This window comes from Billgrantia sulfidoxydans, from assembly GCF_017868775.1.
In the GTDB taxonomy this organism is placed as follows: Bacteria; Pseudomonadota; Gammaproteobacteria; order Pseudomonadales; family Halomonadaceae; genus Halomonas; species Halomonas sulfidoxydans.
Window position 1 is genome coordinate 2,956,511 of record NZ_CP053381.1, and the last position, 24,814, is coordinate 2,981,324.

Here is a 24,814-nt window from a genome sequence, read left to right on the forward strand (position 1 = left end):
TCACCTCACGGGAACGAAAACGGGGGCGCCGTCGATTTCGGCGGTGGCCAGGCGCTGGCCGTAGAGCCGCTCCAGGGCGGCGGGCACCAGCAGGCGCTCGGCCGCCCCCCAGCACGCCTCGCCGTCGGGATAGAGCAGCAGCAGATGATCGCACCAGCGCGCCGCCAGGTTGAGGTCGTGCAGGCACATCATCACCGCGCGGCCTTCGGCGGCCTGCTCGGTGAGCAGCGCCATCACGGCGCTCTGGTGGTGCAGGTCAAGATGATTGGTGGGCTCGTCGGCGAGCCAGATCCGCGGCGCCTGGGTCAGCACCGTGGCGACGGCCAGGCGCTGGCGCTCGCCGCCCGAGAGCGTGCTCACCAGGCGCTCGACCAGGTGGTCGACCTCAAGGCGCTCGAGGGCCGCCTCGGCAAGGCGCAGGTCCTCGCCGCCCTCCATCTGCCACGCCGAGAGCCAGGGGTGGCGGCCGATCAGCGCGGTCTCGCGCACCGTGGCGGGAAAGCCGTCGTGGCGTTCCTGGAACACCAGGCCCAGCGTCTGCGCCACCTGCCGTCGGCCCAGCGCCGCCAGCGGGCGGCCGTCGATCAGTACCTGCCCGGCCCGCGGCGCACGCAGCCCGGCCAGGGTATGCAGCAGCGTGGTCTTGCCGGCGCCGTTGGGGCCGAGCACGCCCCACACCTGCCCCGGCTCGACGCTGAGCGTGAGCGCTTGGCCGTCATGCCGCCCCGGCACGTCGATCACCAGCTCTTGAGTCTCGAGGCGGTTCATCAGCGGCTCCGGTACAGCAGGAAGAGGAAGGTGGGCACGCCGAGCAGCGCGGTGATCACCCCCACCGGCAGCTGCTCCGGGGCGATCATGGTGCGCGCCAGGGTATCGGCCAGCACCAGCAGGGAGCCGCCGGCCAGGGCACAGGCCGGCAGGATCAAGCGCTGGTCGTTGCCCAGCACCAGGCGCAGCATGTGGGGCACCACCAGGCCGACGAAGCCGATGCTGCCGGCAGTAGTCACGGCGGTGGCGGTAAGTACGCTGGCGACGAGGTAGATCGTCCACTCCAGCGGGCGCACGTTGACCCCAAGTGCCGCCGCCTGCAGAGGGCCGCGGGCCATGACGTTGAGGCTGCGCCCCAGCGGCACCAGCAGCAGGCAGATGAGCAGCAGCAGCGCCAGCGGCGGCCAGGGCGTGCGTGCATAGGAGAGATCGCCCATCAGCCAGTAGAGCATGCCGGGCAGGCGCTCGGCGGGGCTTATCGCCAGCATCAGGGTGATCACCGCGCCCCAGCCGGCGGCGACCACCACGCCGGTGAGCAGCAGCCGCGAGGGCGTCCAGCTGCCGGTGCCGTGGGCCAGGCCGAACACCAGCAGGGTGGAGAGAAAGGCGCCAAGGAAGGCGGAGCCGGTGATCACCGCTCCGCCGAGCCCCGTCAACATCGCCGCCAGCGCCCCCACCGAAGCGCCGCCGGAGAGGCCCAGCACGTAGGGGTCGGCGAGCGGGTTGCGCAGCAGCACCTGCATCAGGGCGCCGGCGACGGCGAGCAGCCCGCCCACGGCGAAGGCCGAGAGCGAACGCGGAATGCGCAGCTCGAGGATCAGCGTGCGCGCCAGGGGGCTGCCCTCGCCCCGGACTACCGCCCACACATCGCCAAGGGTGAGCGCGGCGCTGCCCCACGTGACCGACACCAGCAGCGCCGCCAGCCCAAGCAGGGCCAGCGTCCCCAGCGGCAGCCACAGCGAGCGTCGGCGCGGCATGCGCATGGCGTCAGCGCTTGTCACGGGCACGGTCGAGCTTCTCGCAAAACAGCCGGCTGCCCTCCAGCAGCCTCGGCGTGGGGCGCTGGATCAGCGACGGCGGCACGAAGTAGAGATTGCCGCGCTCCACCGCGGCCAGGTCGGGGTACTGCTCCCAGTGAGCCAGCCACTCCCGGTTCTCCTCGCCCATGCCACCGGCCAGGATCGCCTCGGGGTCGGCGGCCAGCACCGACTCGTCGTCGATGCGCGGCACCAGCCGCGACAGCTCGCCGAAGACGTTGACCCCGCCGCACAGGGTCAGCACCTTGCCGATCAGGTGGTCGTCGTTGATGGTCATCAGCGGCTCGTCCCACACCTGGTAGAACACCGAGATCGGCTCGGCCTCGGCGTAGCGCTCGGCGAGTGCCGCCATGCCATCGCGGAACTCGGCGGCCTCGCGGTCACCCGCCTCGCGGGTGTCGGCGAGCCGCGCCAGCCGCTCGATGGCGTGGGACACGCCCTCGAAGTCCCGCGGCTCGATGTAGAACACCGGCATGCCCAGCGCCTCAATGGTCTCGAGCTGCTCGGGCGGGTTGCCGGTGACCCAGCCGATCACCAGGTCGGGGCGCAGCGAAACGAGGGTCTCCAGGTCCATACGCGTGTGGCTGCCCACCGACGTGACCGCCTGAGCCTCGGGCGGATAGTCACTGTAGGCCACCACCGCCACCACCTTCTCTCCCGCCCCCGCGGCATAGACCAGCTCGGTCGCGCCCGGCGAAAGCGCGGCGATGCGCTCTGCCGGGGCCGAAAGGCACACCTCGCGGTCGCGGTCGTCGATGGCGCACAGCGAAGCGGCGCGTACCTCGCCGGCCACCGGCCCCAGCAGGGCCAGCGCCAGCAAGGCAGCGGAAACAGCAGCGGGGCCAAGGGCCCCGCCGAAGCGGCCGCTACTGGCCGAAGTGAACACTGACGAAGGCCGCGCGGCCGGCGTTGGGATAGTCACGTGCGGTCTCGTACTCCTTGTCCAGCGCGTTCTCCAGCGTCAGGCGGGCCGACCACAGCGGGGCAAACTCCCAGCCGGCACGCAGGTTGACCAGCCCGAAGCCGCCGATACGATCCTGGTTGGCCGCATCGTCGTAGCGATCGCCTTGCAGGATCCAGGACCCGCCCAAGGACCAGTCGCCCAGCTCGCGGTCCACGTCGAAGCGGGCGCTCTGGCTGGCGCGACGCTGAATACGATTGCCGGCATCGGCACCGCTACGATTCTCCGGATCGGTCCATGTCAGTGCCGTAGCCAGCGTCCACTCCCCGAGTTCGACGCCACTCGACAGTTCGACGCCGCGGATCCGTGCCTCGGCAATGTTCTGCGGCGCCCAGAGCCCGCTCGGGGTCGGTGCCCAGGCGATCATGTCGTCGAGTTCGGTGCGATAGGCCGCCAAATCCCAGAACCATTGCCGATATTGGCCGCGCACACCCACTTCGATGGTTTCGGAGGTTTCCGGATTGAGCTCGGGGTTGCCGGAGTTCGGCCAGTACAGGTCGTTGAACGTCGGCGCGCGAAAGGCAGTACCGTAGCTGGCTCGCAGGGTATGAGCATCATCCAGATCATAGCCCAGTGCCAGGCTGCCGGTGACCTCGTCGCCATAGGCTTCGTTATCGTCGTAACGCAGCCCGGCCTGTACGGCGAAGGGCGAGAAATCGAGCAGACCCTGGGTGAAGACGGCGCTGTTGTCACGGCTGGAGACGGCAAAATCCGTGGTGCCCGATACCTTGTCTTCGCTATGCTCCACGCCGGCGATCAACTCATGCATGCCGAAACTCAGGGTATTCTGCCAGCGGGCGGTCTGGGTCCGGGTCTCGATGAGCGAAGGGAAGTCGGTATTGAAGGTGTCGAGCTCATCGCGAGCTTCACTCAATGTCAGTCGGCTGGTCCACCGCTCGGTCACAGGCAGTTCGCCATAGATGCCTGCCACCTGCTGCACGAAGTCGCTCTCGCCGTCGACGAAAGCGTTGCCGCCTCGAGCACGCAGGGCCAGCATGCCCACCTCCCCCCCCCCATCGAAGGTATGCGCCAGGCGTGCCAGCGTCGAGGTGTTGTCGTAGCCTTTGTCCTCACCATCGCGGCGCAGCGGGGTGCCGTCGGTCGTGAAACGGCTGCCGGCGAAGCTGTAGCGGGTGCCGCCGCTGCTGCCGGAAAGCCCGGCGCTGTAGCGCTGGGTGTCGAAGGAACCACCACCTGCGGAGATGCGCGGGTGCGGTCCTCCCTCCTGCGCCTCATGGGTGAAGAGCTGAACCACGCCGCCCACGGCATCGGCACCGTACAGGCTGCCGCGCGGGCCACGCACGATCTCGGCGCGCTGGAACATGCGCGGGTCGAGATAGTGCCAGGCCGCGCCTCCGGCGGTGGCGGAGCGCAGGCGGATGCCGTCGATCATCAGCACGGTCGATTCACTGCCGGTACCGCGCAGGTAGATACTGCTCGCCTTGCCGAATGATCCGCGGTCGTTGACGTCGACCCCCGGCTGCCCTCGCAGCAGATCGGTCACGCTGGTGGGATCCTGCCGGCGCAGGGTGGCCTCGTCGAGCACGGTCACGGAGGAGAGACTCTCGTCGGCGGTGCGCGGCGCCAGGGTGGCGGTGACCACCAGCGGATTGAGCGCCACGGCATCGGCGCTCTCGCCGGTCGGATCTTGAGCCTGAACGGCCAGCGGAAGCGCGGCCAGGCCAAAGGCGGCCAGATGATGCTTGGTTTTCATTCTGATTCCCTTGCTCGCCGTGCCTACCCGCACGGTCTTCTTTGCGAAGCCGGGCGGCATGGGAGTCGAGAAAGGGAGAGAAGTGAGGCGTCTGCCCTGCCTCGAGGTTACCCACCGCAACCCGGCATGAAGGGAGAGCCGAACGATTTGTCGAGCTTTCCCGCTCTCAGGCCGGTCTCCGGGCTGACGAGCGAAGCGTCGACGGCACGCTTCGGGCCCATCGCCTTCCCATGCTTGAGCACAGTGGCGCGATGATGGACCCACACTCGATCACCGTTGCGGGGGCAGCGTCGGAATGCGCCTTCTTCAAACCTGAAGAGGACCACCGACTTCCCGTTTAACCTCGAAATGACAATGAGGCACCTGAGAGTGGGCGTAAGCTAGCAACCGTAGCGCCGGGCGTCAACGCATCGTTGCGCTCTGGCTGATATGGATCAACGAGTTAGCCCTTTCACCAGGCCATTCCATACGTACCACACCCGCTCGCAGCGAGCCGTGGCGTCCTGGGCGAGCCAGCCGTTGAGGTCGCGCAGGCGCCTGTTCTCGCGGCCGAGGGGCACGACGGCGCGGCCCATTTCCACCACGATCAGCACGGCCTGGCCGCCCTGCGCGACTTCCCAGTCCCGCAGCGCATCGAGCTCCCGTGCCATGGCCTGACGCAGCCGGTCGTCGTCGGGCTCGGCGGCGAGCCGCTCGCCGATCCAGCGTTCCCAGCCCTCCAGCACCAGGCATGAGGTGTCGGCCACCGATGGCCACGCCTCGAGCCGGCCTCCCGCATGGGCGGAGTGCCAGCGGGGCTCCTCGAAGCGCTGCCTTACGACGCCGCGCTTGCCGGCGCAGGTACCGCCGATGAAGAGTTGCATTGCCAGCGCTCCCCGTCATGAGTGAAGGTGAATCGCCGCCCCTCGGCCTGAACGACGCCGCCCTCCCAGAAGCCGATGTCCTCGAAGCGGCGGCGCAGCTCTCGAATCACGCCGCCATGGCAGACCACCAGCGCGCGATGGTGGCTGTGCGGCGAGCAGCCGTTCACGAGATCGGCGAACCAGTCGTCGAGCCGCTGGCGCAGCTCGGCGGTGGACTCGCCGCCGGGCGGCGGCTGCTGGCCTTCGCTGTCGATCCAGGCGCGATAGAAGGGCTGCGACTTCAGCTCATCATAGGTGCGCCCCTCGTAGTCGCCGAAGTCGAGCTCACGCAGGCGCGCATCGAAGTGCATCGGCCAGGCCTGCTCGCGCCCTTCGATCACGTGCGCCAGGGTCTGCCGACAGCGGGTCAGGTCGCTGCAGTGCACGGCATCGAAGCTCTGCTCCGCCAGCGCCTCGCGCAGCCGGTCGAGGCCCGGCAGGGCGTCGGGCAGCAGCAGCGGGATGTCGCGCTGCCCCTGGTAGCGATGCTCGCGGTTCCACTGCGTCACCCCGTGACGAACGACCACCAGCTCCAGGCGACCAGCAGCAGCCATAGCTCTCCTCCCTCGATTGCGGTTCCGACGATGTCGCCGTTGATGCCCTTGAAGGCGCGCAGCATGCCCCAGGCATAGAGCATCAGGAACGGCGCCAGTGCAAGGCACAGCCACACTCCTCCCGGCACCAGCACGGCCGGCGGCAGCAGCGGCAGCGCCGCGAGCCAGAGATCGCGCGGTGAAAGATCGCGCTTCCAGCTGGCGGCCATGCCCTCGCGCCGTGCCGCCGGGGCCACCACCAGCAGCGCCACGGCTGCCAGGCGGCCCAGCCCCAGGATCATCACCAGCAGCAGCAGGCCGGCGCCGGCGTCGAGCAGCACGAACAGCAGCGCAGCCTTCCACAGCAGCAGGAACACCAGCGCCAGGATGCCGAAGCTGCCCACATGGGGATCCTTCATGATCTCCCACTTGCGCTCCAGCGGCGCGTTGCTGCCCAGGGCGTCGGCCACGTCCATCAGGCCGTCCAGGTGCAGCCCGCCGGAGAGCGCCACCCACAGCGTGAGCAGGGCCAGCGCCAGCAGCGGCGCGGGTAGCAGGTTCTCGAGCAGAGCGGCCGCCGCCGCCAGCAGGCCGCCGAGCAGCACGCCCACCAGCGGATAGCAGCGCACCGCCCAGCGCCGGGTGGCCGGCGTCCAGGGGCAGGCGAACGGCAGCGGCAGGCGGGTGAGGAACTGCAGCGCCAGCACCAGGCCAAAGGCGGCGTCTTTCATGAGCGCTCCCCACCACGGCGTTTCCACACCTGCGGCAGCCCGGCCATCACCTGGATCACCTCGTCCGCCTCCTGCGCCACCAGGCGGTGAGCCCGCTGCAGGAAGGCCAGGTAGCGCCACACCTCGGCGTCCTCGGGGGGCATGCCCTCGTTGACGTCGTTGGAGACGATCACCAGCGCCACGTCGCGTCGCCGGGCCTCGGCCAGCAGGCGCTCGAGCATGGCGATGCCCCGCGCCTCGTCGAGTTCGCCGGCATACTCGCTTGCATAGAGCAGTTGGCTGGCCCACAGGGTCAGGCAGTCGAGCAGCAGCGTGCTGCCGGGCGCCACCCGCTCGAGGGCGGCGACCAGATCCACCGGCTCCTCCAGGGTGATCCAGCCCTCGCCCCGGGCTTGCCGATGGCGGCCGATGCGGGCCTGCCACTCGCCGTCGCTGCCGCTCCTGGCGGTCGCCAGGTAGTAGCGGGCCCCGCCCCGCTCGGCCTGCCAGCGCCGCGCCAGGGCTTCGGCATGGGTGCTCTTGCCGGAGCGCGCCCCGCCGCTGATGAAGGCGATCATGGATGTCTCCAACGCGCGATGGCCTCGACCAGCGCCCGGTTCTCCGGCCGCGAGCGCACCGCCACCCGCAGCCAGGCGCCCTCGAGGCCGATGAAACGGTGGGTATGACGGACGAGAATGCCACCGCGCGCCAGGTGTTCCAGCAGCGCCGGCATCGACCCGCCGCGAGCCTCCTGAAGCCAAGCATCCCTGAACAACAGGAAGTTGGCGTGGGACGGCACGACGTCGAGCCCCAGCGCCGCGAGCTCGCCCTGTAGCCAGGGGCGCTCGGCGTCGAGCCAGGCGCGGGTTCGCGCCAGATAGTCCCGGTCCGCCAACAGCGGCGCGACCAGCCCCGCCGCCAGGGCGTTGACGCTCCACGGCGGCTGCAACTCGGCAGCAGCGTTTACCGCGGCGGCCGAGCCCAGCAGATAGCCCAGCCGCAGGCCGGGAATGGCATACAGCTTGGTCATCGAGCGCAGCAGCAGCAGGTTGTCGAAGCGAGCCAGCAGCGGCGTGAGCCGCTCGTCCGGCGTGACGAAATCGACGAACGCCTCGTCTACCACCAGCATGGCGCCGTGGCGCTGGCCTGTCGCCAGCAGGCGCTCGATGATCCCGCGCTCGATCAGCGTGCCGGTGGGGTTGTTGGGGCGACACAGGAACAGCGCGCCGGCATCGCGCATGGCCCCAGCGGCACGCGCCTCGTCCAGCATGAAACGCTCCCCCGTCAGGGCGAGAGGCTCCACGGCGATGCCATAGTGACGACAGGCCCGCTCGTACTCGCCGAAGGTGGGCTGCACGATGGCGACCCGGCTCACGCCGCGCCTGGCCAGCAGCGCCGCGGCGAGGAAGATCGCCTCGGCACCGCCGTTGGTGAGCCTTACCTGCTCGGGCCCGAGCCCTTCGGCGTGCGCGATGGCTTCTCGCGCCTCGCGATAGTCGGGGTCGGGATAGCGGGCGAGCTCCGCCACGCTGGCGGCAAGCCGCTCCGGTAGCCACGAGGGCGGCCCCAGCGGATTGAGATTGGCACTGAAGTCGATGACCTCACTGTCGTCGGCGAGGCCGAACCGCGGCAATAGCTGCTCCGGACGCCCGCCGTGGCTTGGCCAGTCGTTCATGTTCTCGTTCGCATTGCTCATGGCATCGCTCATTGCCTCTTCACATGAGCCCCCTTCCCGCCAGCACGAACATCACCATCAGCAGGAAGAAGGCGCTCCAGGCACCGTGCATATGGCATATGGCGCGCTCGATATGGGCGACTCGCAGCGGCTCGTGGGGCTCGCCCATTAGGGCCCGCTCCGACACCTGCCCAGCGTAATGATTGACGCCGCCGAGCTGCACGCCGAGCAGGTACGCCATCATCGCCTCGGGCCATCCGGCGTTGGGGCTGGGGTGGCGCGGCGCATCGCGCCGGGTGCCGGCCAGTGCCCCTCGCCCGCGTGTCCCTGGCAGCGCCAGGGCGGCCAGCCACATGGCCAGCGCGGTCAGTCGCGCCGGCACCCAGTTGGCCAGGTCGTCGAGCTTGGCCGAGGCGTAGCCGAAGTCGGCGTAGCGCTCGCTGCGATGGCCGACCATGGAGTCCAGCGTGTTCACTGCCTTGTAGGCCAGCGCCAGGGGCGCCCCGCCGAGCAGCGCCCAGAACAGCGGCGCGGTGATGCCGTCGACCGTGTTCTCGGCCACGGTTTCCACCGTGGCCCGGGTGATCCCCGCCTCGTCGAGGGCCTCGGTATCGCGCCCGACGATCATCGACACCGTACGGCGCGCGGCGTCGAGGTCACCTTGGGCCAACGGGCCGGCCACCGCGCAGGCGGCATCGCGCAGGCCCTTGATCGCCAGCGCACTGGCCAGCAGCAGCAATTCGCCGATGAGCCCCAGCCAGGGATGCAGCCAGGCGAGCAGCGTCAGCACGCTCCAGGCCAGCGCATAGACCAGCACCACCACGCAGCCGGTGAGCAGAAAGCCCTTCAGCCGACGATTCCGGTGAGCGCCGCGGTTCCAGCGGCGCTCGAGCACCTCGATCAGCCGCCCCATGGCGGCCACCGGGTGCGGAAGCCAGCGCGGGTCGCCGATCAGCAGATCCAGCGCAATGGCCCCCAGCAGCAGCGCCAGCAGGGCCAGGCTCAGGGGCTCGACGCTCATTTAGCCTTGTCACCGGAGGCCACACCGGCCGAATCGAAGGTAGCCATCTCGCTCAGCATGCGGCAGGCGGCCTCCAATAGCGGAAACGCCAGAGCGGCCCCGGTCCCCTCGCCCAGTCGCAGTTGCAGATCGAGCAGCGGCTCGGCATCGAGCAGTTCCAGCGCCACGTCGTGGCCCGGCTCGCAGGAGCGATGGCCGAAGATCAGGTAGCCGCGTAGTGCAGGCGCCAGCCGGCAGGCCACCAGCGCGGCCACCGTGGCGATGAAGCCGTCGACCAGGATCGGCATGCGCCGGGCCGCCGCACCCAGGTAGGCGCCGGCCATGGCGGCGATCTCCAACCCGCCGAGCTTGGCCAACAGTTCGAGCGGCCGAGAGGGATCCACGCCGCGGGCCGCCAACGCGCCTTCGATCACCTCGGCCTTGTGGGCCAGCCGCGCGGGAGCGATACCCGTGCCCTGGCCGACCAGGCGACTCGCCGGCCGGCCGCTCAGCGCCGCCAGCAAGGCGCTGCTGGCGGTGGTGTTGGCAATGCCCATCTCGCCCACGATCAGGCAGCGACAGCCGGCGGCGAAGCTGCGCCCGGCGGCGCGGACTCCCACCTCGATGGCGCGCTCGGCCTCGGTAAGACTCATGGCATCCTCTCGGGCGAAGTTGGCGGTACCCGGGCGCACCTTGTCGATGATCACACCGTCGCCCTCGACCGCCCCCTTCACGCCGACATCGACGACCTCGAGCCGAGCCGCGACCTGCCGGGCAAAGACGTTGATGGCGGCACCGCCAGCGGCGAAATTGGCCACCATCTGTGCGGTGACCTCCTGAGGAAAGGCCGACACACCCTCCTCGGCCACGCCATGGTCGGCAGCGAAGACGATCACCCCGGGCGGGCTCACCGCAGGCGCAGCACTGCCGCTCAGGCAGGCAAGCTGGATGGCCAGCGATTCGAGACGACCCAGGCTGCCGGGCGGCTTGGTGAGGTTGTCGAGGCGTGTCTGCACGGCGGGGGCGAGAGCGTCATCGACCGGTACGATGGCGGCCAGGGAATCGGCGAGCATGAGCGTATCCTGATGGGGTTGGGCAGCCGCCATCTTAACAGCCTGGCTCGGTCTGTCACGGCGCCGCAGCGAGCCTCTCCGTCAGCTGGCCATCCTCTCGCGCCCCGCACGCCTCGTCTTCGCCCCACGCCAGGCGCGCCGAATTCGCCACCACGCTGAGCGAGCTGGCCACCATGGCCAGTACCGCCACCAGGGGCGGAATCGGCATGGCCACCGCCAGCCCCAGGGCCAGCAGGTTGTAGACACCCGAGAGCACCAGGTTCTGGCGCATCACCCGACGGGTGCGGCGCGCCAGGCTCCAGGCCACCTCGACACCGCCGACGCCGGGCTTCAGCAGCGCCACGCTGGCTCCCTCCTGCACCGTGCTGTTGGCGCCCAGCGGCGCCACGCCGACGCTGGCGGTGGCCAGCCCCACCACGTCGTTGAGCCCGTCGCCGACGTAGAGCGACGGCTGCGGCATGGCCGCCAGCAGCTTGGCCTTGGCCTCGGGGCTGCGCCCGGCATAGCACTCCTCCGCTTTCATGCCCACGGCATCCGCCAGCCGCCTCACCGCCGGCGCCCGGTCGCCGCTGATCAGCGCCAGGGCGAGGCCGTGACGGCGCAGCTCGGCCAGCGTCTCGGCGGTACCGGGCAGGGCCGTCTCGCCCAGGGTGAAACGGGCCAGCACTGTACCGTCGCAGGCCAGCAGCACTTCGCTCTCTCCCGAGTCGGCGGCCTGCTCGGTGGCAACGCCCTGCGCGGCGAGCCAGGCACGGCTGCCCAGCAGCAGCTCGCGTCCGTCGCCAAGTGAGACCCGGCGCCCCCGTCCGCCGACCTCCTCGGCCTGCACGACCTCGAGTTCCCCGCCCGCCCCGGCATCCTGGGCCCCTCGGGCATCTTTAATATCTTGCACATCTTGAACATAGCGACGCACGGCGCGCGCCAACGGGTGCTCGCTGCCGCGTGCGGCTACCGAAGCCAGCGCCAGCAGCTCCGCGTCAGGCAGGCCGGCCACCGTGTGCATGGCCTGCACCTGCGGCTCACCGGCGGTGAGGGTGCCGGTCTTGTCGAAGGCGGCGCTGCGGATTCGTGCCAGGGTCTCGAAGGCCCCCGGGTCGCGCATCACCACACCGCGCTCCAGCGCCTGGCCGCTACCCGCCAGGCCGGCCAGGGGAATCGCCAGCCCTACGGCGCAGGGGCAGGCCACCACCAGCACCGATAGCGCCCTCACCCAGGACTCCTCGGTCGGCACGCCGGCCAGCCAGGTCGCCACCAGGGTAAGCAACGCCAGCACCACCGCCAGGGGGCTGAGCCAGCCGGCGAAACGGTCGGCCAGACGCTGCAGCTCGCCCTTGCGGGCCTGCTGCCACCACATCTGCTCGCGCAGCCGGTCCAGACGACACTCGCCCATCGCGGCGCTGACCTCGAGCACCAGGGCAGCGCCCAAGTTACGGCAGCCGGCCGCCACGGCATCGCCCGGCAGGCAGCGGCGCGGCGCGCTCTCGCCGGTCAGCGGCGCCAGGTCGAGCAGGGCCTCGTCGTCTTGCAGGATGCCGTCCAGGGGCAGCGTCTCGCCGCGTTCGATGCGCAGCCGATCCCCCACCGCCACCGCTGCCAGTGGGCAAGGCTGCCAGCCATTGCGCCCCCAGCGCTGCACTTCGGCGGGAGGTTGATGCAGCGCCTGCAAGGCACGCAACCCGCGGTGGCGACATAGCGTTTCCACCAGCCGCCCGACCAGCAGCAGGGTGACCAGCATCACGGCGGTATCGAAGTAGACCTCCGCCGAGCCGCGCGACAGCAGCCACAGCGAGACGCCGACCGCCGTCAGCGCGCCCAGCGACACCAGTGCATCCATGCCGGGGCGCCGTGCGCGGGCCGTGCGCCAGCCGGCGCGGTAGAACGGAAAGGCCACGTAGCTGACCACCGGCAACGCAAAGGCGCCGGACACCCAGGCCATGACCAGTTCCAGTCGCGGGCTGGGCATGGCGCCGACATAGATCAATAGCGAAGCGAGCATGGTCCACATGCCGAAGGCCACGGCCATCAGCAGCCGCAGGGTGAGATAGCGGCTCTCGGCGTCGAGCCGCGCTTCGGCATCGGCGACCGCCTCGGGGGGACCGAGGCGGTAGCCGAGACGGCGCACGGCAGCCGCCAGCCGGGGCTCGTCGAGGGCCTCCGGTTCACCTTCCACCAGCAGGGTAGCGCTGGGGTAGTGCACGCTGGCGGCGCCAATCCCGGGCAGCCGCTTCAATTGGGCCTCGACGGCCAGTGCGCAGCTGGTGCACCAGAGCCCCTGCACCGAATACAGGGCTTCGGCCCGGCGGGTGGTGGGGCTGTCGGAAGTCGGCGTCATGCTCACCAGCGTAACGGTCCGCGACCATTTATCCAGCGTTGGCGCTGCATGAATGAGCCGATATACTGTATATAAATACATGAACGAGGTCGCCGCCATGCCGCCGTTCGACCAGCAGCAGCCGCGCAAGGGACGCGGCGCCACCTATAACCCCGACAACCGCTTTGCACCCACGCGCAGTGAAACGGAAGACGACGGCTGGTGGCAGGAGGCGATGCCGACGCGCCTGGCCACCGTGGTCAGCAACGAACGAGCCCGCAGCGCACTCTCCTGGAACGATTCGCCGGATCTCGGCTTCGACCGCTCGCTGAACCCCTACCGCGGCTGCGAGCATGGCTGCATCTACTGCTACGCCCGGCCCAGTCACGCTTACTGGGATCTCTCCCCGGGGCTCGACTTCGAAACCCGGCTGATCGCCCGGAGCGGCCTGGTGGAGCGGTTGCGCGAAGAGTTCTGCAAGCGCAGCTACGTGTGCCGGCCCATCGCCCTGTCCGGCAATACCGACTGCTATCAGCCACTGGAAGCGGAGCGTGGTTCCACCCGCGAGATATTGGCCTTCCTGCTCGAATGCCGCCATCCGGTCTCGATCATCACCAAGAGCGCCCTGATCCTGCGCGACTTGGATTTACTGGCCGAGCTCGCGCGCCGGCGCCTGGTCCGGGTGGCGATCAGCCTCACCAGTCTGGATACCGAGCTCAAGCGCAGCCTGGAACCGCGCACCGCCTCTCCCGCTGCCCGTCTGCGTACCGTCGAGCGCTTGAAGGATGCCGGCATCCCGGTAGGTGTCATGGTCGCACCGATCATTCCGGGCTTGACCGACCACGAGCTGGAGCGCCTGCTCGAGGCGGCACGCGATGCCGGAGCGGAAACGGCCGGATGGACGCTGCTGCGCCTGCCGCGAGAGGTGGCGCCGCTGTTCGATGAGTGGTTGCAGGCGCATTATCCGCAGCGCGCCGGCAAGGTGATGAGCCTGATGCGCCAGTGCCGGGGCGGCGCCGAGTATGACAGTCGCTTCGGCAAGCGCATGCGCGGCGAGGGGATCTTCGCCCAGCTCATCGCCCAGCGCTTCGAAAAGGCGTGTCGCCGCCTGGGGCTCAACGACCCTGAGAAGCGCGACTTGCGCCAGTTGGACACCGCGGCCTTCAGGCCGCCCCGGACCCAGGGCGACCTGTTCGAATGAGCCGAGCAACGCAGAGAGAAACGGGCCAGGCGGAGGCTCAGCCAGGCCGTCGATCCTCGATGATGGTGCCGTGCTGCTGGACTTCGGCTTCGTGCGCCGCCTCTCGCCAAGGCTCGGCCAGCGCCTCCTCGTACCATTGCTGCATGGCGGGCAGCGACAGCAGCCGCGTGACGTAACCCATTGAAGGCTCACTGAGCGTGAGCCCGAAACTCTGCACGCGGAAGGCCACCGGGGCGAAGAAGGCATCCACCGCAGTGAAGGCCTCACCTGCCAGGAAAGGCCCTCCGAAACGGGTGAGCCCCTGCTGCCAGAGCTCATCGAGGCGGGCCAGGTTGCGTGCCAAGGCATCCGGCATGTGGTGCAGCTTCACCCTGACGCCGCAATTCATCGGACACAGGCTGCGCAGTGGGGAAAAGCCGGCGTGCATCTCGCTGCTGGCACAGCGCGCCCAGGCGCGCGCCTCCTCGTCGGCGGGCCATACGCCGGCGTGGCGCTCGGCCAGGTATTCGACGATCGCCAGTGACTCCCAGACGGTGCGTTCGCCATCCTCCAGACAGGGCACCAGCCCCGAGGGCGAGAAGGCTCGAAAGGTGCTCCAGTTCGAGTCGGCTTCGAAGGGAGTGAGTACCTCTTCGAAGCGAATCTCCTTCTGACGCATCAGCACCCAGGGGCGTAGCGACCATGAGGAGTAGTTCTTGTTGGCAATATGCAGACGATACATGGCGATACTCATCGCAGCGGGTCAAAACGGGAGCATAGCCGGCCACGGCCCGCTCCTGCCACAGGAATCCCCCCACAACGCGCCCCCTCGCCGCCGTGAGGCAACGTCAGGGAATCAGCACCGCCGCCCCGGTCAGCCTGCCCTCGCGCAGGTCGGCCAGCGCCTGGTTGGCCTGCTCCAGGGGGTAGGCGCGGGTCTCGGTGCGTATCGGCACGGTAGGGGCCAGAGCGAGAAACTCCTCACCGTCCTGGCGGGTGAGATTGGCCACCGATTTGATACTGCGCTCCTGCCACAGCAGGCGATAGGGAAAGGCGGGGATATCGGACATGTGAATGCCCCCGGAAACGACCGCCCCGCCCGGGCGCACCTGAGCCAGCGCCAGCGGTACCAGCTCGCCCACCGGCGCGAACAGCAGCGCGGCATCGAGCGGCTCGGGCGGCGCCTGGTCGGCATCGCCGGCCCATACCGCACCGAGCCGCAGCGCGAAGGCCTGGGCCGCGTCGTCGCCCGGCCGGGTGAAGGCATAGACCCGCTGCCCCCTGGCCACGGCCAGTTGGACAAGGATATGCGCGGCGGCACCGAAGCCATAGATCCCCAGGCGGCGGTTCTCTTCACCGCCTGCCAGGCGCCAGGTGCGATAGCCGATCAGCCCCGCGCACAGCAGCGGCGCGGCGGCCTGGGCGTCCTCGGCGACCAGGGGGAAACAGTAGCGGGCATCGGCCACGCCGTACTCGGCGTAGCCGCCATCGAGGGTGTAACCAGTGAATCGGGCTTGCGCGCAGAGGTTTTCACGGCCGGCCACACAGGCCTCGCATTCACCACAGGTCCAGCCCAGCCAGGGGACGCCGATACGCATGCCGGGCGACAGGGGCCCGACGCCCTCTCCCACCGCCGTGATCTCGCCGACGATCTCGTGCCCTGGCACCAGCGGCAGTCGCGGCGAAGGGAGCTCGCCGTCCACGACGTGCAGGTCGGTGCGGCATACGCCGCAGGCCAGCACACGATACTGCACCTGACCCACCTCGGGCTCAGGCCGGGACACCCACTCCAGCTGCAGCGGCTGGCCCGGGCCATGCAACCGCATGGCGCGCATCTGGCTCATGGCAGCCCCCTTGGAAGAAGTCTCTCACGGGAGCATAGCGCAGCCTCTCGGCTACGCTCAGCTCACAGTGACTTCGTAGCCGGTGAACTTGCGCAGGTTGATCACTCCCGAGTCGAGGATCAGGTACTGCCCCTTGAGGCCCAGCAGCGTACCGCTCACCCGCGCCTGCTTGTCGAAGTTGTGCGAAACGACCTTGCGCGGGAACTCCAGCACCGGGTAGTCGAAAGAGACCGGCGCTTCGTCGATTACGCGGAGGGTATCGACACCGAAACGCTCACGCAGCTGGCCTAGCCCACCGTCGAGACGGGCCAGGAGGCGATCACGTTCGGCCACGAGATCGAGCGCCTCCACCTCGCCCTTGAGCATGGCGCGCCAGTTGGTGCGGTCGGCCACCTCATCCTTGAACAGCACTTCGACCAGGCCGGACTGCTGGCGCGTCTCCACCATCAGGATCGGCAGCGCCTGGATTGCGCCCTGGTCGAGCCAACGCGTCGGCACCTGGGTGCCCCGGGTGATGCCCACCTTGAGCCCCGAGGAGTTGGCCAGATAGATCACATGCGGCTGGAAGCAATGGCGCTCGGCCCACTCGGGCTCGCGGCAGGTGCCGGCATCGAAGTGGCAGGTCTCGGGCTTGACGATACAGGTATCGCACTGGGCCAGCTTCTTGAAGCAGGGGTAGCAGTAGCCTTGGGCGAAGCTCTTCTTGGTCGCCCGGCCGCAGTGGGTGCAGGCGATGGCGCCCGTCCAGTTCAGCTCGAGCGGCTGGCCCAGGCGTGCATTGAGGTCCAGGCGATGCTCGCCGGCGCGCAGCGTATACCTGACCGGCCCGCCCGGCTCCCCGGGCGCGATGGCCATCTTGCTCAGGCAGCCCTGCACGACCGGAGCCGCTTCTATCCGTCCACCTTCAATCACGGCTGGCATCCCGGGCCAGCCCCGCCAGTTCGGGCGGCACGTCGGTGCCGCTGCTGGCACTGCCGCAGGTACGCTGCTCGAGGTAGCCGACGCGCTGCCCTTCGGGCACGTGGTTCTCGTGCTCGTAGCGAATCACCGCCTCGAGGCAGAGCTCGGTCTGCTCCGCGGTCAGCCTGCGCCCATCGGGCCACTTGCGCAGGGCCACCGCCTGCTTGAGGCTCTCGTAGATGGCCGGCGTCATCTGCCGGATCATCCGTTCGAAGGTCATATCACTCATGGGAAGTCTCTCGAAGTGACGGCTCAGTGAAGACGCCTGGCTCGGCCCGAATAATACCACCCCAGCAGAAGCCCCACGACCAGCCCCCCCAGGTGCGCCTCGTTAGCTACGTTGCCGAAGCCGACCGCTCCGGCCATGTCGGTCATGGTGAACACCATCCAGCCGAGCATGAAGACCACCAGCATCTGCGGCACGAAGAAGCCGCTATGCGGCGCCCGGCGCGACATCAGCCAGACGTACCCGAGCAGGGCGAAGTCGACACCCGACATGCCGCCGAACAGCACGGTGCCGGTGGCGTACTGGGCCAGGTTGGCGCCGACGCCTGCCACCAGCAGGATCGTCAGCATGCGCCCGCTGCCCTGCAGCGTCTCGACCTGGCGGCCAAAGTACCACAGCCACATCATGTTGAAGATCAGGTGCATCCAGCCGAAGTGGAGAAAGGCCGGCGACAGCAGCCGCCACACCTGCCCCGAGGCCAGCGCATCGGTGAGGTTGCCGAAGGCCAGTCCACCACCCACGACGGCGACCGGCACGATGGTCAGCATGGCCACCACAATGTCGCCGAGCACGCCCATCAGGGCGAAGACCAGCAGCGAAATGCCCAGCGCCGCGGTCGTGACCGGCACTTGACGCAGAGCTGCGGAAAGAGAAGCCCCACTCGTCGAGCGGCGGCGCCGTTCCGGCATGATCCGCTCGCCGCGCTGCCAACGCGTCAGCAGTCGAACCAGCGCATCGTGCTGGGCGGGATCGGCGAGCCACAGCACCTGCCCTTCCGCCTCCTCGGTGAAGCGGTGTCCGATCCGGTGCGCCCACAGCGCTCGGCGCAGTTCGCTGGTGTCCGTTTCGTGGGGAAACAGCATGATGCGGTACATGAACTCTTCCTGAACCAACGTGTTATGAGCATCTTGCGCTGCGGCGGGGCTTTTCTCAAATCCACCAGAGGGGCACAGAAAAAATCCGGCGGAAGGGGGGCCGCCGGACAAGAGCAAGGGATCATTCAAGGGAACACCTACTCAGACGGGCGAGCCGAAAGGAAGTTCAGGCTGGCGACAAAAAAAGTTGTAAAACTTTGTATCCCTTTTCAGTCGAAGTCGATCTCCCACGGCCGAGGCCTCGCCGCCTCTTCCTGGGGCACCCGGACCCAGACGAAATGATTGGCATCCAGGCGCCGCTCGCCGCTCCAGCGGTAGGCCACCAGGCGGCCGAATTTCACCGCGCTGTAGTCGAGGCAGGCGATGTTGGCCGTGGGCAGCGCCGGAATGCCCTCGCACCAGTAGTGGCCAATGAACAGCGGCGGCTGATCGAGCCCGTAATGAGGCAGGCGGGCGCGTTCGTTCGCGGCCAGTTCCCGCTCCTCCAGGTCGTCGGGGAGGTTGTCGGGCTGGAAGATCACGTCACCCCAGGTGCGCGGCTCGCGGGCCCAGAAGTGGGCGCGGAAGCTATGCCGGGTGAAGCCATCGCCCGAGTGGATCTCCACGCCCTGAGGCAAGGGTATGTGCACGCCGCGAGTCAACCGGTCGAGCACCCGATAGGCCAGCGTATCCGATTCCACGGATTGACGCAGGAACGGCTCGTCGATGATGCCCCCGGGGCATTCGCGCTCGAGCGCATCGATCAGCTCCTGGTCCCAGCAGGCATGAACCACTCGGAACGCATCGAAATCGAGGTACAGCGGAATATCCATGAACCACGCCAGGGCCTCGTCCCACTCCGTGGGATGGTCGCGGTACTGATCGAGCGTCTCCTTGATGATGCGATTGTGCCGCGGGGAGTGGTCGCGCAGCCACTCGCGCCCGCCCTGGCGCGGTGCACGATGGCAGTAGGCCAGGGCATTGTATTCGTGATTGCCCATGACGATGTGGGCCTCGCCCTCCTCCACCATGCGCCGGGCAATGGACACGGCCAGGCGAATCCGCGGGCCTCGGTCGATCAGATCACCGAGGAAGATCGCCTTGCGCCGCGGATGGCGGTAGACGCCGCCGCGCTGGTGGTAGCCGAGCTTCTCGAGCAGCGCACCGAGAGTCGCCCCGCAGCCGTGCACGTCGCCGATCAGGTCGTAGCCCTCTATTGCCGCCTGCCTCACGTCAATCCCCCAGCCGGTTGCTCCAGCCCAGCTTGCTGCGCAGGACCTCGTAGAAGTTATGACCGAGGGGATGCACCAATTGCACCCGCTGGGGCTTGCGCTTCACCACCAGAACGTCGTCCGGCTTGGCCACGGCGCGTGTCTGGCCGTCGCAGCTGATGTGCGGATAAGTCTGATTGGTCTCGCCGATGTGCACGTGGATCTCGCTGGCGGCATCGATGACGATGGGACGACTGGAGAGGGTATGCGGGAACATCGGCACCAGCTCGATCACGTCCAGCTTGGGATGCATGATCGAGCCGCCGCCCGACAGCGCATAGGCGGTGGAGCCGGTGGGCGTGGCCATGATCAGGCCGTCGCTGCGCTGGCTGCAGACGAACTGCCTGTCGATGAACAGCTCGAACTCGATCATGCGCACCGCCTTGCCGGGATGCAGCACGACTTCGTTGAGGGCATCGCCGTTGCCGACCAGGGTGCCGTCGCGATACAGCTCGGCATCGAGCAGGAAGCGCTCTTCGACCTCGTACTGGCCGTCCAGCACCTGGCCGACACGTTCCTCCAGCTCGTCGGGTGAGATGTCGGTGAGAAAGCCCAGTCGGCCACGGTTGACCCCCAGCACCAGGGTGCCGCTGTGGCACAGCGTGCGCGCGGCGCCCAGCAGGCTGCCGTCACCGCCCACCACGATCACCAGGTCGCAGAGTTCGCCGAGGGTGCGTCGGCTGGCCTCGGGGTGGCCGTGGTCGAGCAGCACGGTGGCGGTGCGATCCTCGACGATGACGTGAAAGCCACGCGCGTCGAGGAAGCGCAGCAGGCGCTTCAAGGTCTCGACCACCTTGGCACTGCCCAGGCGGCCGATCAGGCCGATGTTCTTGAACCCGTCGTGCTCGTTCTGCATGCCCTGCTCTCTCGGATCATGGCCGCTCATTATGGAGGCTGGGTGCAGGGCGGGCAAACTCGGCTCAGGCAGCGGCGGGGGTGCGACGGCGCAGCCACCATTCGTTGAGCACCAGCGAGCCGACGATGATCGCCCCACCCAGTCCCAACCGCAGCAGGTCGGCGTCGCGGTTCCAGATCACCAGATTGACCAGCAGCCCGGCGGGGATCAGGGCGTTGTTCATGATCGCGAGCGCGCCGGCATCCACCCGGGTCGCCCCCAGGTTCCAGAAGAAGTAGCCAAGGCCCGAGGCCACCAGACCCAGCCAGGCGAGAACGCCCCAATGCACTGGCGTGGCGGGCAGCGCCGCGGTATTGCCGAGCAGGGCGAAGGCCGGCAGTGCCACGACCAGCGCACCGAGATAGAACCAGGCGAAGACGCTGTGGCGCGGCAGCTCGGCGGGCAGCGTCACGGAGAAGCGTCGATAGCCCACCTGACCCAGCGCGAAGCAGAGATTGGCCCCCTGTACCACCAGGAAGCCGAGCCAGAAGCCGCTGTCGACCCCGTCGTAGCGGATCACCGCGGCCCCCAGCACGGCCAGGGCGGCGGTGAGCAGGTAGAACGGCGTGAAGCGGCCGAACAGCGCGTCGTCGAGCAGCGTCACATAGAGCGGCGTGAAGATGGTGAACAGCAGCACCTCCGGCACCGACAGCAGCAGGAAGGACTGGTAGAAGAAGATGTACATCACGCCGAGCTGCACCGCCCCCAGCCCCATCAGCGCCAGGCGCTGACGCCCGGCCAGCAGCCGCGGCCGCAGGAACGGCAGGAACACCAGGGCCGCCAGGCCGACGCGCATCAGCACCGCGAAGTAGCTGTCCACCTGGCCGGCGAGATAGACACCGATCAGCGAGAACGAGAAGGCCCAGAGCGCGGTGACGCCGATCAAATAGCCCACGGTTAACCTCTTTCTTCCTTTGGGTTGACGCGTGATTATACCGCCAAGCGGCGATCCATCAATGCGACTCTCGCTGCCGCGACTCGGGTGCGCGCGAGGGACAGGTGTCGGGCACATCGTCTCCCGTGCCGCCCCCCACCTCGCTCCTCTCGCGTCGCGTGGTGGCAAAATACTCCTCCAGGCGCGCCTCGGCCTCGTCGCCGAACAGGATCGCACACGCCTCGCGCAGCCCCGGAGACTGGCGCATCGTCTCCTCGTGCACCACCAGAGCGATCTTGGAGCGACGCCGCAGGAAGTCCTCCAGGCGCGTGATCATCTCGCGCCGCTTGGCGTAGTGCAGCTCGCAGCGCAGGTACTCGGTGCCCTCGATCAGCACCTCGGCCTGGCGCGGGTCCTCGCGGATCTCCTCGAGCATCTCCAGCGCGTGGGTACCGTAGCGCCGCCACAGCCGGCTTGACAGCGGCTCGGAGGCGTCGGCCGCGGTCAGCTCGTCGAGGTGCATCAGCCTCGCCTGGTGCAGGAACTGGCGGCGCACCTGATCGGGCGGCTCACCGTACCAGCGGTGCTTCGGATAGGGCACCTCGATGCCCATGTCACCGACCGCGGCGACGATCTCCTCGCCCACGTTGAGGCAGTCGGTGAGCTTGCCGCCGAAGATGCTCAGGTGGGCATCGTGTGGATTGACGTCGATGGCGTGCTTGCGCGAGAGCTGCAGGAAGTCGCGCCCGCCGTCGCCTTCGGCCCTGATCGCCAGGGGCCGCACGCCGCAGCGGAGGGAGATGATGTCCTCCTTGTCCAGCGGCCGGTCGAGCTCGAGACGCTTGTTGATATTGTCGAGCACGAAGCGAATGTCGGCCTCGCTCGCGCTCACATCGGGCCGTTCGACGCGGGTGTCGGTGGTGCCGATACAGGTTCGCGGCCCCATGGGGATGACGAAGAACAGCCGTCCATCGTCGGCGAAGAACGCCAGCACCCGATGATTGTCGGTCAAGCGCGGCACGATCAGGTGGATGCCCTTGGAGTAGGCATGACGATGACGCGTGGCCTGACCGGTGAGGCCGTTGTGCTCGTCGACCCAGGGCCCGGCAGCGTTGATCAGGACCTTGGAGCGAACGACGAGCTCCCGCCCGGTGACGACGTCGCGAGCCTGCGTCACCCAATCACTGCCCTCGCGTCGCGCCCCCAGCGACTCGACGTAATTCGCCGCCACGGCGCCGTAGTTGAGCGCCCCGCGCACGAAGTTGAAGACGAAGCGGGCGTCGTTGTCGTGAAGGTAGGCGTCGGAGTACTCGAAACCGCCCACGGCCTCGCGCGTGTCGATGATCGCTTCGCTGTTGCGGATCGCTCGGGGCGAGAGGAAGCGCGGTATGCGGGTGAAGCCGTTACCGATCAGCCAGTAGAGCCAGGCACCGGCCCACAGGTAGCGCGGGTGGTAGCGGAACCCCCGCGTGATGGTAGTCAGGAAGCGAATCTCCTGCACCGAGGCGGGATAGCTCCGGATCAGGTGATTGCGACTCAAGCAGAGTTTTCTCACCAGCGCGAAGTCGCGGCTCTCCATGTACTTGATACCGCCCCACACCAGATTGGAGGAGTGCATACTGGTGCTGCCGGCGAAGTCGCCGCGGTCGATCAGCGCGACCCGCACGCCCTTGCCGGCCAGAGCGGCCGCCGAGGCCGCGCCGTTGATCCCGCCACCCACGATCAGGACGTCGAACGCCTCGCCGCCGAGTTTCTCGACGTTACTGCTACGCAGTTCCATGTGCGGACCTTTTACAAGCAAAGGCCCCGTTCGGCGAGCGCCGAACGGGGCCTGGAATGACCCGGACGGGCTACCGGAAACACGTGGTTCGTTGTCGGCCCGGCGCGGTGGCCGGGCCCTGGCCGCGTCGGGCACCTCGCCCGACGCCGGCTGCTTACTGACGTGTACCGGCGGCCATCCACTCCTCCATCATCTCGTCGTAAGGCACGGTGGTGCCCTGCGGCATCTCGTCGTCCAGCTTGGCCTTGGGCGAGCCCTCCTGCGACAGCCACTCCTCCGGGTCGCGCTCCTCGTTGAGCATCGGCGGGTAGGCCTCGAACACGTTGGCGCGCGCCAGACGTGCCATGATGCTGTCGAGCTCGCCGGCCAAGTCGTCGAGCGCCTCCTGGGGCGTGACCTCGCCGCTGACCGCGGGTGCCAGATTCTGCCACCACAGCGGCGCCATGCGCGGGTAGTCGGGCACGTTGGTCGAGGACGGGGTCCAGTTGGACTCATTGGGGCTGCGATAGAACTCCACCAGCCCCCCAAGCTTCGGTGCCATCTCGCTCATCTGATCGGAGAAGATGTCGGACTCGCGAATCGGCGTGAGGCCGGCCATCAGCTTCTCCAGCGACACGCTCTTGGAGACGGCGAACTGGGCGAACAGCCAGGCCGCGGTGCGCCGGTCTTCCGGGGTGGAATCGAAGAAGGTCCAGGAGCCCACGTCCTGATAGCCCACCTTCATGCCCTCCTCCCAGTACGGTCCGGTGGGCGACGGCGCCATGCGCCACTTGGGGTTGCCCTCGTCATCGGTGACCGGCAGCCCCGGGTCGGTCATGTCGGCGGTGAAGGCGGTGTACCAGAAGATCTGCTGGGCGATGTTGCCCTGGGCGGGTACGGGCCCGGCCTCGCCGAAGGTCATGCCCTGTGCTTCGGGCGGTGCGTACTTGTCCAGCCACTCGACCATCTTGGTCACGGCGAAGACCGCCGCCGGTGAGTTGGTCGCCCCGCCGCGGCTGACGCTGGCGCCCACCGGACGGCTCTCCTCGTCGACGCGAATGCCCCAGTCGTCCACCGGGTTGCCGAACGGCACGCCGGGGCTGCCCATGCCGGCCATGGAGAGCCAGGAGTCGTGGAAGCGCCAGCCCAGCGACGGGTCGCGGCGGCCATAGTCCATATGGCCGTAGACCCGTTCGCCGTCGATCTCGCCAACGTGCTCGGTGAAGAATTCGGCGATGTCCTCGTAGGCGGTCCAGTTGGTCGGCACGCCCAGGTCGTAGCCATAGATCTCGCGGAACTGCTCCTGCAGGTCCTCGCGCTGGAACCAGTCGTAGCGGAACCAGTAGAGGTTGGCGAACTGCTGGTCGGGCAGTTGATAGAGGTTGCCGTCGGGCCCGGTGCCATACTGCAGGCCGATGAAGTCATCGAGATCCAGCGTCGGCAGGGTGTAGTCCTTCCACTCGTTCTCCATCGCCTGGGTCAGGTTGACGGTAGTGCCGTAGCGGATATGCGTGCCGATGGCATCCGAGTCGTTGACGTAGGCGTCGTAGATGTTGCGTCCGGTCTGCATCTGGGTCTGCATGTTGTCCACCACATCGCCCTCGCCGATGATGTTGTGGGTAACCCGGATACCGGTGAGTTCCTCGAAGGCGGGTGCCAGCACGTCGCGCTCCCAGACGTGCGTGGTGAGGCCCTCGGCGACGGTATTGATCTCCATGCCACGAAACGACTCCGCGGCCTCGGCGAACCACAGCAGTTCCTCGATCTGCTCCTCGCGGGAGAGCGTCGAGTTCTGGAAGTGCTCGTCGACCAGCCGTTCGGCGATCGCGCGTGCATCGTCTGATTGGGCGTGCAGGCCGGCCGAGGCGAGCATCAGGCCGCCCGCGATCGCCGTCAGTTGGATCCTTTTATTCTTCATGTTGACCTCGTTCTGCGTGTGGATGTCATCCTTGACGTGGTTATCGTCCGTACGGCCTTGGTTCAGCCCCAGCGCATCAGCACCAGCAACCAGAGGACGGAGATCCCCAGGGCAAACCAAATCGAGAGCTCGGTGAAACCGACCACCGCCAGGTGGACGTAGGCGGCGGAGAGCAGCCCGATGAAGAGCCGGTCACCGCGGGTGGTGGCGATCGGCAGGAAGCCGCGCCGTTCAACGCTGGGGGACGCCAGCTCCCAGGCCGTCATGGCGCACAGGATGGCAGCGATGACGGAGAAGAAGATTGCCGTGGGCAGGGTCCAGACCATCCATTCCATCGTGGTTTCCTCCC

At 68.3% G+C, this 24,814-nt stretch carries 24 protein-coding genes and 1 riboswitch; of the genes, 1 reads left to right on the forward strand and 23 read right to left on the reverse strand.

Features of this window, described 5'->3' with window-relative positions; all coding sequences use genetic code 11:
- The 12 genes from HNO51_RS13680 to HNO51_RS13735 all read right to left on the reverse strand — a co-directional run bounded on the left by HNO51_RS13680 (position 1) and on the right by HNO51_RS13735 (position 12,705).
- A complete protein-coding gene (locus tag HNO51_RS13680; RefSeq protein WP_209537659.1) occupies positions 1-768 on the reverse strand; it encodes an ABC transporter ATP-binding protein in 768 nt (255 codons plus the stop codon).
- Entirely contained in the window at positions 768-1,745 is a 978-nt protein-coding gene (locus tag HNO51_RS13685) for a FecCD family ABC transporter permease (protein WP_422674270.1), read from the reverse strand. The genes HNO51_RS13680 and HNO51_RS13685 overlap by 1 nt, the downstream gene beginning before the upstream one ends.
- Positions 1,746-1,755: 10 nt before the next feature.
- Entirely contained in the window at positions 1,756-2,625 is an 870-nt protein-coding gene (locus HNO51_RS13690; RefSeq protein WP_197451053.1) for a cobalamin-binding protein, read from the reverse strand.
- 46 nt (positions 2,626-2,671) lie between these two features.
- Positions 2,672-4,480: a TonB-dependent receptor domain-containing protein gene (locus tag HNO51_RS13695; protein ID WP_209537660.1), complete on the reverse strand. Its 1,809-nt coding sequence runs from the start codon at positions 4,478-4,480 to the stop codon at positions 2,672-2,674.
- A 152-nt stretch (positions 4,481-4,632) separates the two neighbouring features.
- Positions 4,633-4,862, reverse strand: a riboswitch (cobalamin riboswitch).
- Between the two features lie 52 nt (positions 4,863-4,914).
- Positions 4,915-5,343, reverse strand: coding sequence for a bifunctional adenosylcobinamide kinase/adenosylcobinamide-phosphate guanylyltransferase (locus HNO51_RS13700; protein ID WP_209537661.1), 429 nt, complete (start codon positions 5,341-5,343; stop codon positions 4,915-4,917).
- A complete protein-coding gene (locus tag HNO51_RS13705; RefSeq protein WP_209537662.1) occupies positions 5,295-5,936 on the reverse strand; it encodes a histidine phosphatase family protein in 642 nt (213 codons plus the stop codon). Before HNO51_RS13705 ends, HNO51_RS13700 begins: the two co-directional genes overlap by 49 nt.
- The gene (gene cobS / locus HNO51_RS13710; RefSeq protein WP_209537663.1) at positions 5,888-6,646 is read right to left on the reverse strand and encodes an adenosylcobinamide-GDP ribazoletransferase; all 759 of its coding nucleotides are present in this window, start codon (positions 6,644-6,646) and stop codon (positions 5,888-5,890) included. Before cobS ends, HNO51_RS13705 begins: the two co-directional genes overlap by 49 nt.
- Entirely contained in the window at positions 6,643-7,203 is a 561-nt protein-coding gene (locus HNO51_RS13715) for a bifunctional adenosylcobinamide kinase/adenosylcobinamide-phosphate guanylyltransferase (protein ID WP_209537664.1), read from the reverse strand. The genes cobS and HNO51_RS13715 overlap by 4 nt, the downstream gene beginning before the upstream one ends.
- On the reverse strand, positions 7,200-8,321 hold the full coding sequence (cobD, locus tag HNO51_RS13720; RefSeq protein ID WP_242597119.1) for a threonine-phosphate decarboxylase CobD: 1,122 nt from the start codon (positions 8,319-8,321) through the stop codon (positions 7,200-7,202). The genes HNO51_RS13715 and cobD overlap by 4 nt, the downstream gene beginning before the upstream one ends.
- Positions 8,322-8,340: 19 nt before the next feature.
- Positions 8,341-9,321 carry an adenosylcobinamide-phosphate synthase CbiB gene (gene cbiB, locus HNO51_RS13725; protein ID WP_197447870.1) on the reverse strand — a complete coding sequence of 327 codons (981 nt, stop codon included), beginning with the start codon at positions 9,319-9,321 and terminating at the stop codon, positions 8,341-8,343.
- Positions 9,318-10,373, reverse strand: a complete 1,056-nt coding sequence (gene cobT / locus HNO51_RS13730; RefSeq protein WP_197447871.1) for a nicotinate-nucleotide--dimethylbenzimidazole phosphoribosyltransferase — start codon at positions 10,371-10,373, stop codon at positions 9,318-9,320. Before cobT ends, cbiB begins: the two co-directional genes overlap by 4 nt.
- A gap of 55 nt (positions 10,374-10,428) precedes the next feature.
- Positions 10,429-12,705: a heavy metal translocating P-type ATPase gene (locus HNO51_RS13735; protein ID WP_209537665.1), complete on the reverse strand. Its 2,277-nt coding sequence runs from the start codon at positions 12,703-12,705 to the stop codon at positions 10,429-10,431.
- Positions 12,706-12,802: 97 nt separating this feature from the next.
- Here HNO51_RS13735 and HNO51_RS13740 point away from each other — a divergent pair, with 97 nt between their 5' ends.
- On the forward strand, positions 12,803-13,885 hold the full coding sequence (locus HNO51_RS13740) for a PA0069 family radical SAM protein (protein ID WP_197447873.1): 1,083 nt from the start codon (positions 12,803-12,805) through the stop codon (positions 13,883-13,885).
- 37 nt (positions 13,886-13,922) lie between these two features.
- Here the strand turns inward: HNO51_RS13740 and HNO51_RS13745 are convergent, their stop codons facing one another.
- The 11 genes from HNO51_RS13745 to HNO51_RS13795 form a co-directional block, all read right to left on the reverse strand.
- Entirely contained in the window at positions 13,923-14,606 is a 684-nt protein-coding gene (locus HNO51_RS13745; RefSeq protein ID WP_209537666.1) for a glutathione S-transferase family protein, read from the reverse strand.
- Between the two features lie 106 nt (positions 14,607-14,712).
- Entirely contained in the window at positions 14,713-15,708 is a 996-nt protein-coding gene (locus HNO51_RS13750; protein ID WP_197447875.1) for a zinc-dependent alcohol dehydrogenase family protein, read from the reverse strand.
- A 57-nt stretch (positions 15,709-15,765) separates the two neighbouring features.
- Positions 15,766-16,563 carry a DUF2797 domain-containing protein gene (locus HNO51_RS13755; RefSeq protein ID WP_422674271.1) on the reverse strand — a complete coding sequence of 266 codons (798 nt, stop codon included), beginning with the start codon at positions 16,561-16,563 and terminating at the stop codon, positions 15,766-15,768.
- 49 nt (positions 16,564-16,612) lie between these two features.
- The gene (locus tag HNO51_RS13760) at positions 16,613-16,897 is read right to left on the reverse strand and encodes a YeaC family protein (protein ID WP_209537668.1); all 285 of its coding nucleotides are present in this window, start codon (positions 16,895-16,897) and stop codon (positions 16,613-16,615) included.
- A gap of 23 nt (positions 16,898-16,920) precedes the next feature.
- Entirely contained in the window at positions 16,921-17,769 is an 849-nt protein-coding gene (locus HNO51_RS13765) for a rhomboid family intramembrane serine protease (protein WP_197447878.1), read from the reverse strand.
- Positions 17,770-17,978: 209 nt separating this feature from the next.
- Positions 17,979-18,965, reverse strand: coding sequence for a metallophosphoesterase (locus HNO51_RS13770; RefSeq protein ID WP_209539241.1), 987 nt, complete (start codon positions 18,963-18,965; stop codon positions 17,979-17,981).
- A gap of 16 nt (positions 18,966-18,981) precedes the next feature.
- Positions 18,982-19,875, reverse strand: coding sequence for an NAD(+) kinase (locus HNO51_RS13775; protein WP_197447879.1), 894 nt, complete (start codon positions 19,873-19,875; stop codon positions 18,982-18,984).
- Between the two features lie 64 nt (positions 19,876-19,939).
- On the reverse strand, positions 19,940-20,809 hold the full coding sequence (locus tag HNO51_RS13780; protein ID WP_197447880.1) for a carboxylate/amino acid/amine transporter: 870 nt from the start codon (positions 20,807-20,809) through the stop codon (positions 19,940-19,942).
- Positions 20,810-20,867: 58 nt separating this feature from the next.
- Entirely contained in the window at positions 20,868-22,568 is a 1,701-nt protein-coding gene (locus HNO51_RS13785; RefSeq protein ID WP_209537669.1) for a glycerol-3-phosphate dehydrogenase/oxidase, read from the reverse strand.
- Positions 22,569-22,722: 154 nt separating this feature from the next.
- Positions 22,723-24,465 (reverse strand): ABC transporter substrate-binding protein, encoded by a 1,743-nt coding sequence (locus tag HNO51_RS13790; RefSeq protein WP_197447882.1) that lies wholly within the window; start codon positions 24,463-24,465, stop codon positions 22,723-22,725.
- A 62-nt stretch (positions 24,466-24,527) separates the two neighbouring features.
- Positions 24,528-24,800, reverse strand: a complete 273-nt coding sequence (locus HNO51_RS13795) for a DUF2160 domain-containing protein (RefSeq protein ID WP_197447883.1) — start codon at positions 24,798-24,800, stop codon at positions 24,528-24,530.
- Positions 24,801-24,814 lie beyond the last annotated feature (14 nt).

Bases quoted from the DNA above. Each gene is read 5' to 3' on its own strand.
- HNO51_RS13680 (WP_209537659.1), bottom strand. From the start codon at position 768: ATGAACCGCCTCGAGACTCAAGAGCTGGTGATCGACGTGCCGGGGCGG.
- HNO51_RS13685 (WP_422674270.1), bottom strand. From the start codon at position 1,745: ATGCCGCGCCGACGCTCGCTGTGGCTGCCGCTGGGGACGCTGGCCCTG.
- HNO51_RS13695 (WP_209537660.1), bottom strand. From the start codon at position 4,480: ATGAAAACCAAGCATCATCTGGCCGCCTTTGGCCTGGCCGCGCTTCCG.
- HNO51_RS13700 (WP_209537661.1), bottom strand. From the start codon at position 5,343: ATGCAACTCTTCATCGGCGGTACCTGCGCCGGCAAGCGCGGCGTCGTA.
- HNO51_RS13705 (WP_209537662.1), bottom strand. From the start codon at position 5,936: ATGGCTGCTGCTGGTCGCCTGGAGCTGGTGGTCGTTCGTCACGGGGTG.
- cobS (WP_209537663.1), bottom strand. From the start codon at position 6,646: ATGAAAGACGCCGCCTTTGGCCTGGTGCTGGCGCTGCAGTTCCTCACC.
- HNO51_RS13715 (WP_209537664.1), bottom strand. From the start codon at position 7,203: ATGATCGCCTTCATCAGCGGCGGGGCGCGCTCCGGCAAGAGCACCCAT.
- cobD (WP_242597119.1), bottom strand. From the start codon at position 8,321: ATGAGCAATGCGAACGAGAACATGAACGACTGGCCAAGCCACGGCGGG.
- cbiB (WP_197447870.1), bottom strand. From the start codon at position 9,321: ATGAGCGTCGAGCCCCTGAGCCTGGCCCTGCTGGCGCTGCTGCTGGGG.
- cobT (WP_197447871.1), bottom strand. From the start codon at position 10,373: ATGCTCGCCGATTCCCTGGCCGCCATCGTACCGGTCGATGACGCTCTC.
- HNO51_RS13735 (WP_209537665.1), bottom strand. From the start codon at position 12,705: ATGACGCCGACTTCCGACAGCCCCACCACCCGCCGGGCCGAAGCCCTG.
- HNO51_RS13740 (WP_197447873.1), top strand. From the start codon at position 12,803: ATGCCGCCGTTCGACCAGCAGCAGCCGCGCAAGGGACGCGGCGCCACC.
- HNO51_RS13745 (WP_209537666.1), bottom strand. From the start codon at position 14,606: ATGTATCGTCTGCATATTGCCAACAAGAACTACTCCTCATGGTCGCTA.
- HNO51_RS13750 (WP_197447875.1), bottom strand. From the start codon at position 15,708: ATGAGCCAGATGCGCGCCATGCGGTTGCATGGCCCGGGCCAGCCGCTG.
- HNO51_RS13755 (WP_422674271.1), bottom strand. From the start codon at position 16,563: ATGGCCATCGCGCCCGGGGAGCCGGGCGGGCCGGTCAGGTATACGCTG.
- HNO51_RS13760 (WP_209537668.1), bottom strand. From the start codon at position 16,897: ATGAGTGATATGACCTTCGAACGGATGATCCGGCAGATGACGCCGGCC.
- HNO51_RS13765 (WP_197447878.1), bottom strand. From the start codon at position 17,769: ATGTACCGCATCATGCTGTTTCCCCACGAAACGGACACCAGCGAACTG.
- HNO51_RS13775 (WP_197447879.1), bottom strand. From the start codon at position 19,875: ATGCAGAACGAGCACGACGGGTTCAAGAACATCGGCCTGATCGGCCGC.
- HNO51_RS13785 (WP_209537669.1), bottom strand. From the start codon at position 22,568: ATGGAACTGCGTAGCAGTAACGTCGAGAAACTCGGCGGCGAGGCGTTC.
- HNO51_RS13790 (WP_197447882.1), bottom strand. From the start codon at position 24,465: ATGAAGAATAAAAGGATCCAACTGACGGCGATCGCGGGCGGCCTGATG.
- HNO51_RS13795 (WP_197447883.1), bottom strand. From the start codon at position 24,800: ATGGAATGGATGGTCTGGACCCTGCCCACGGCAATCTTCTTCTCCGTC.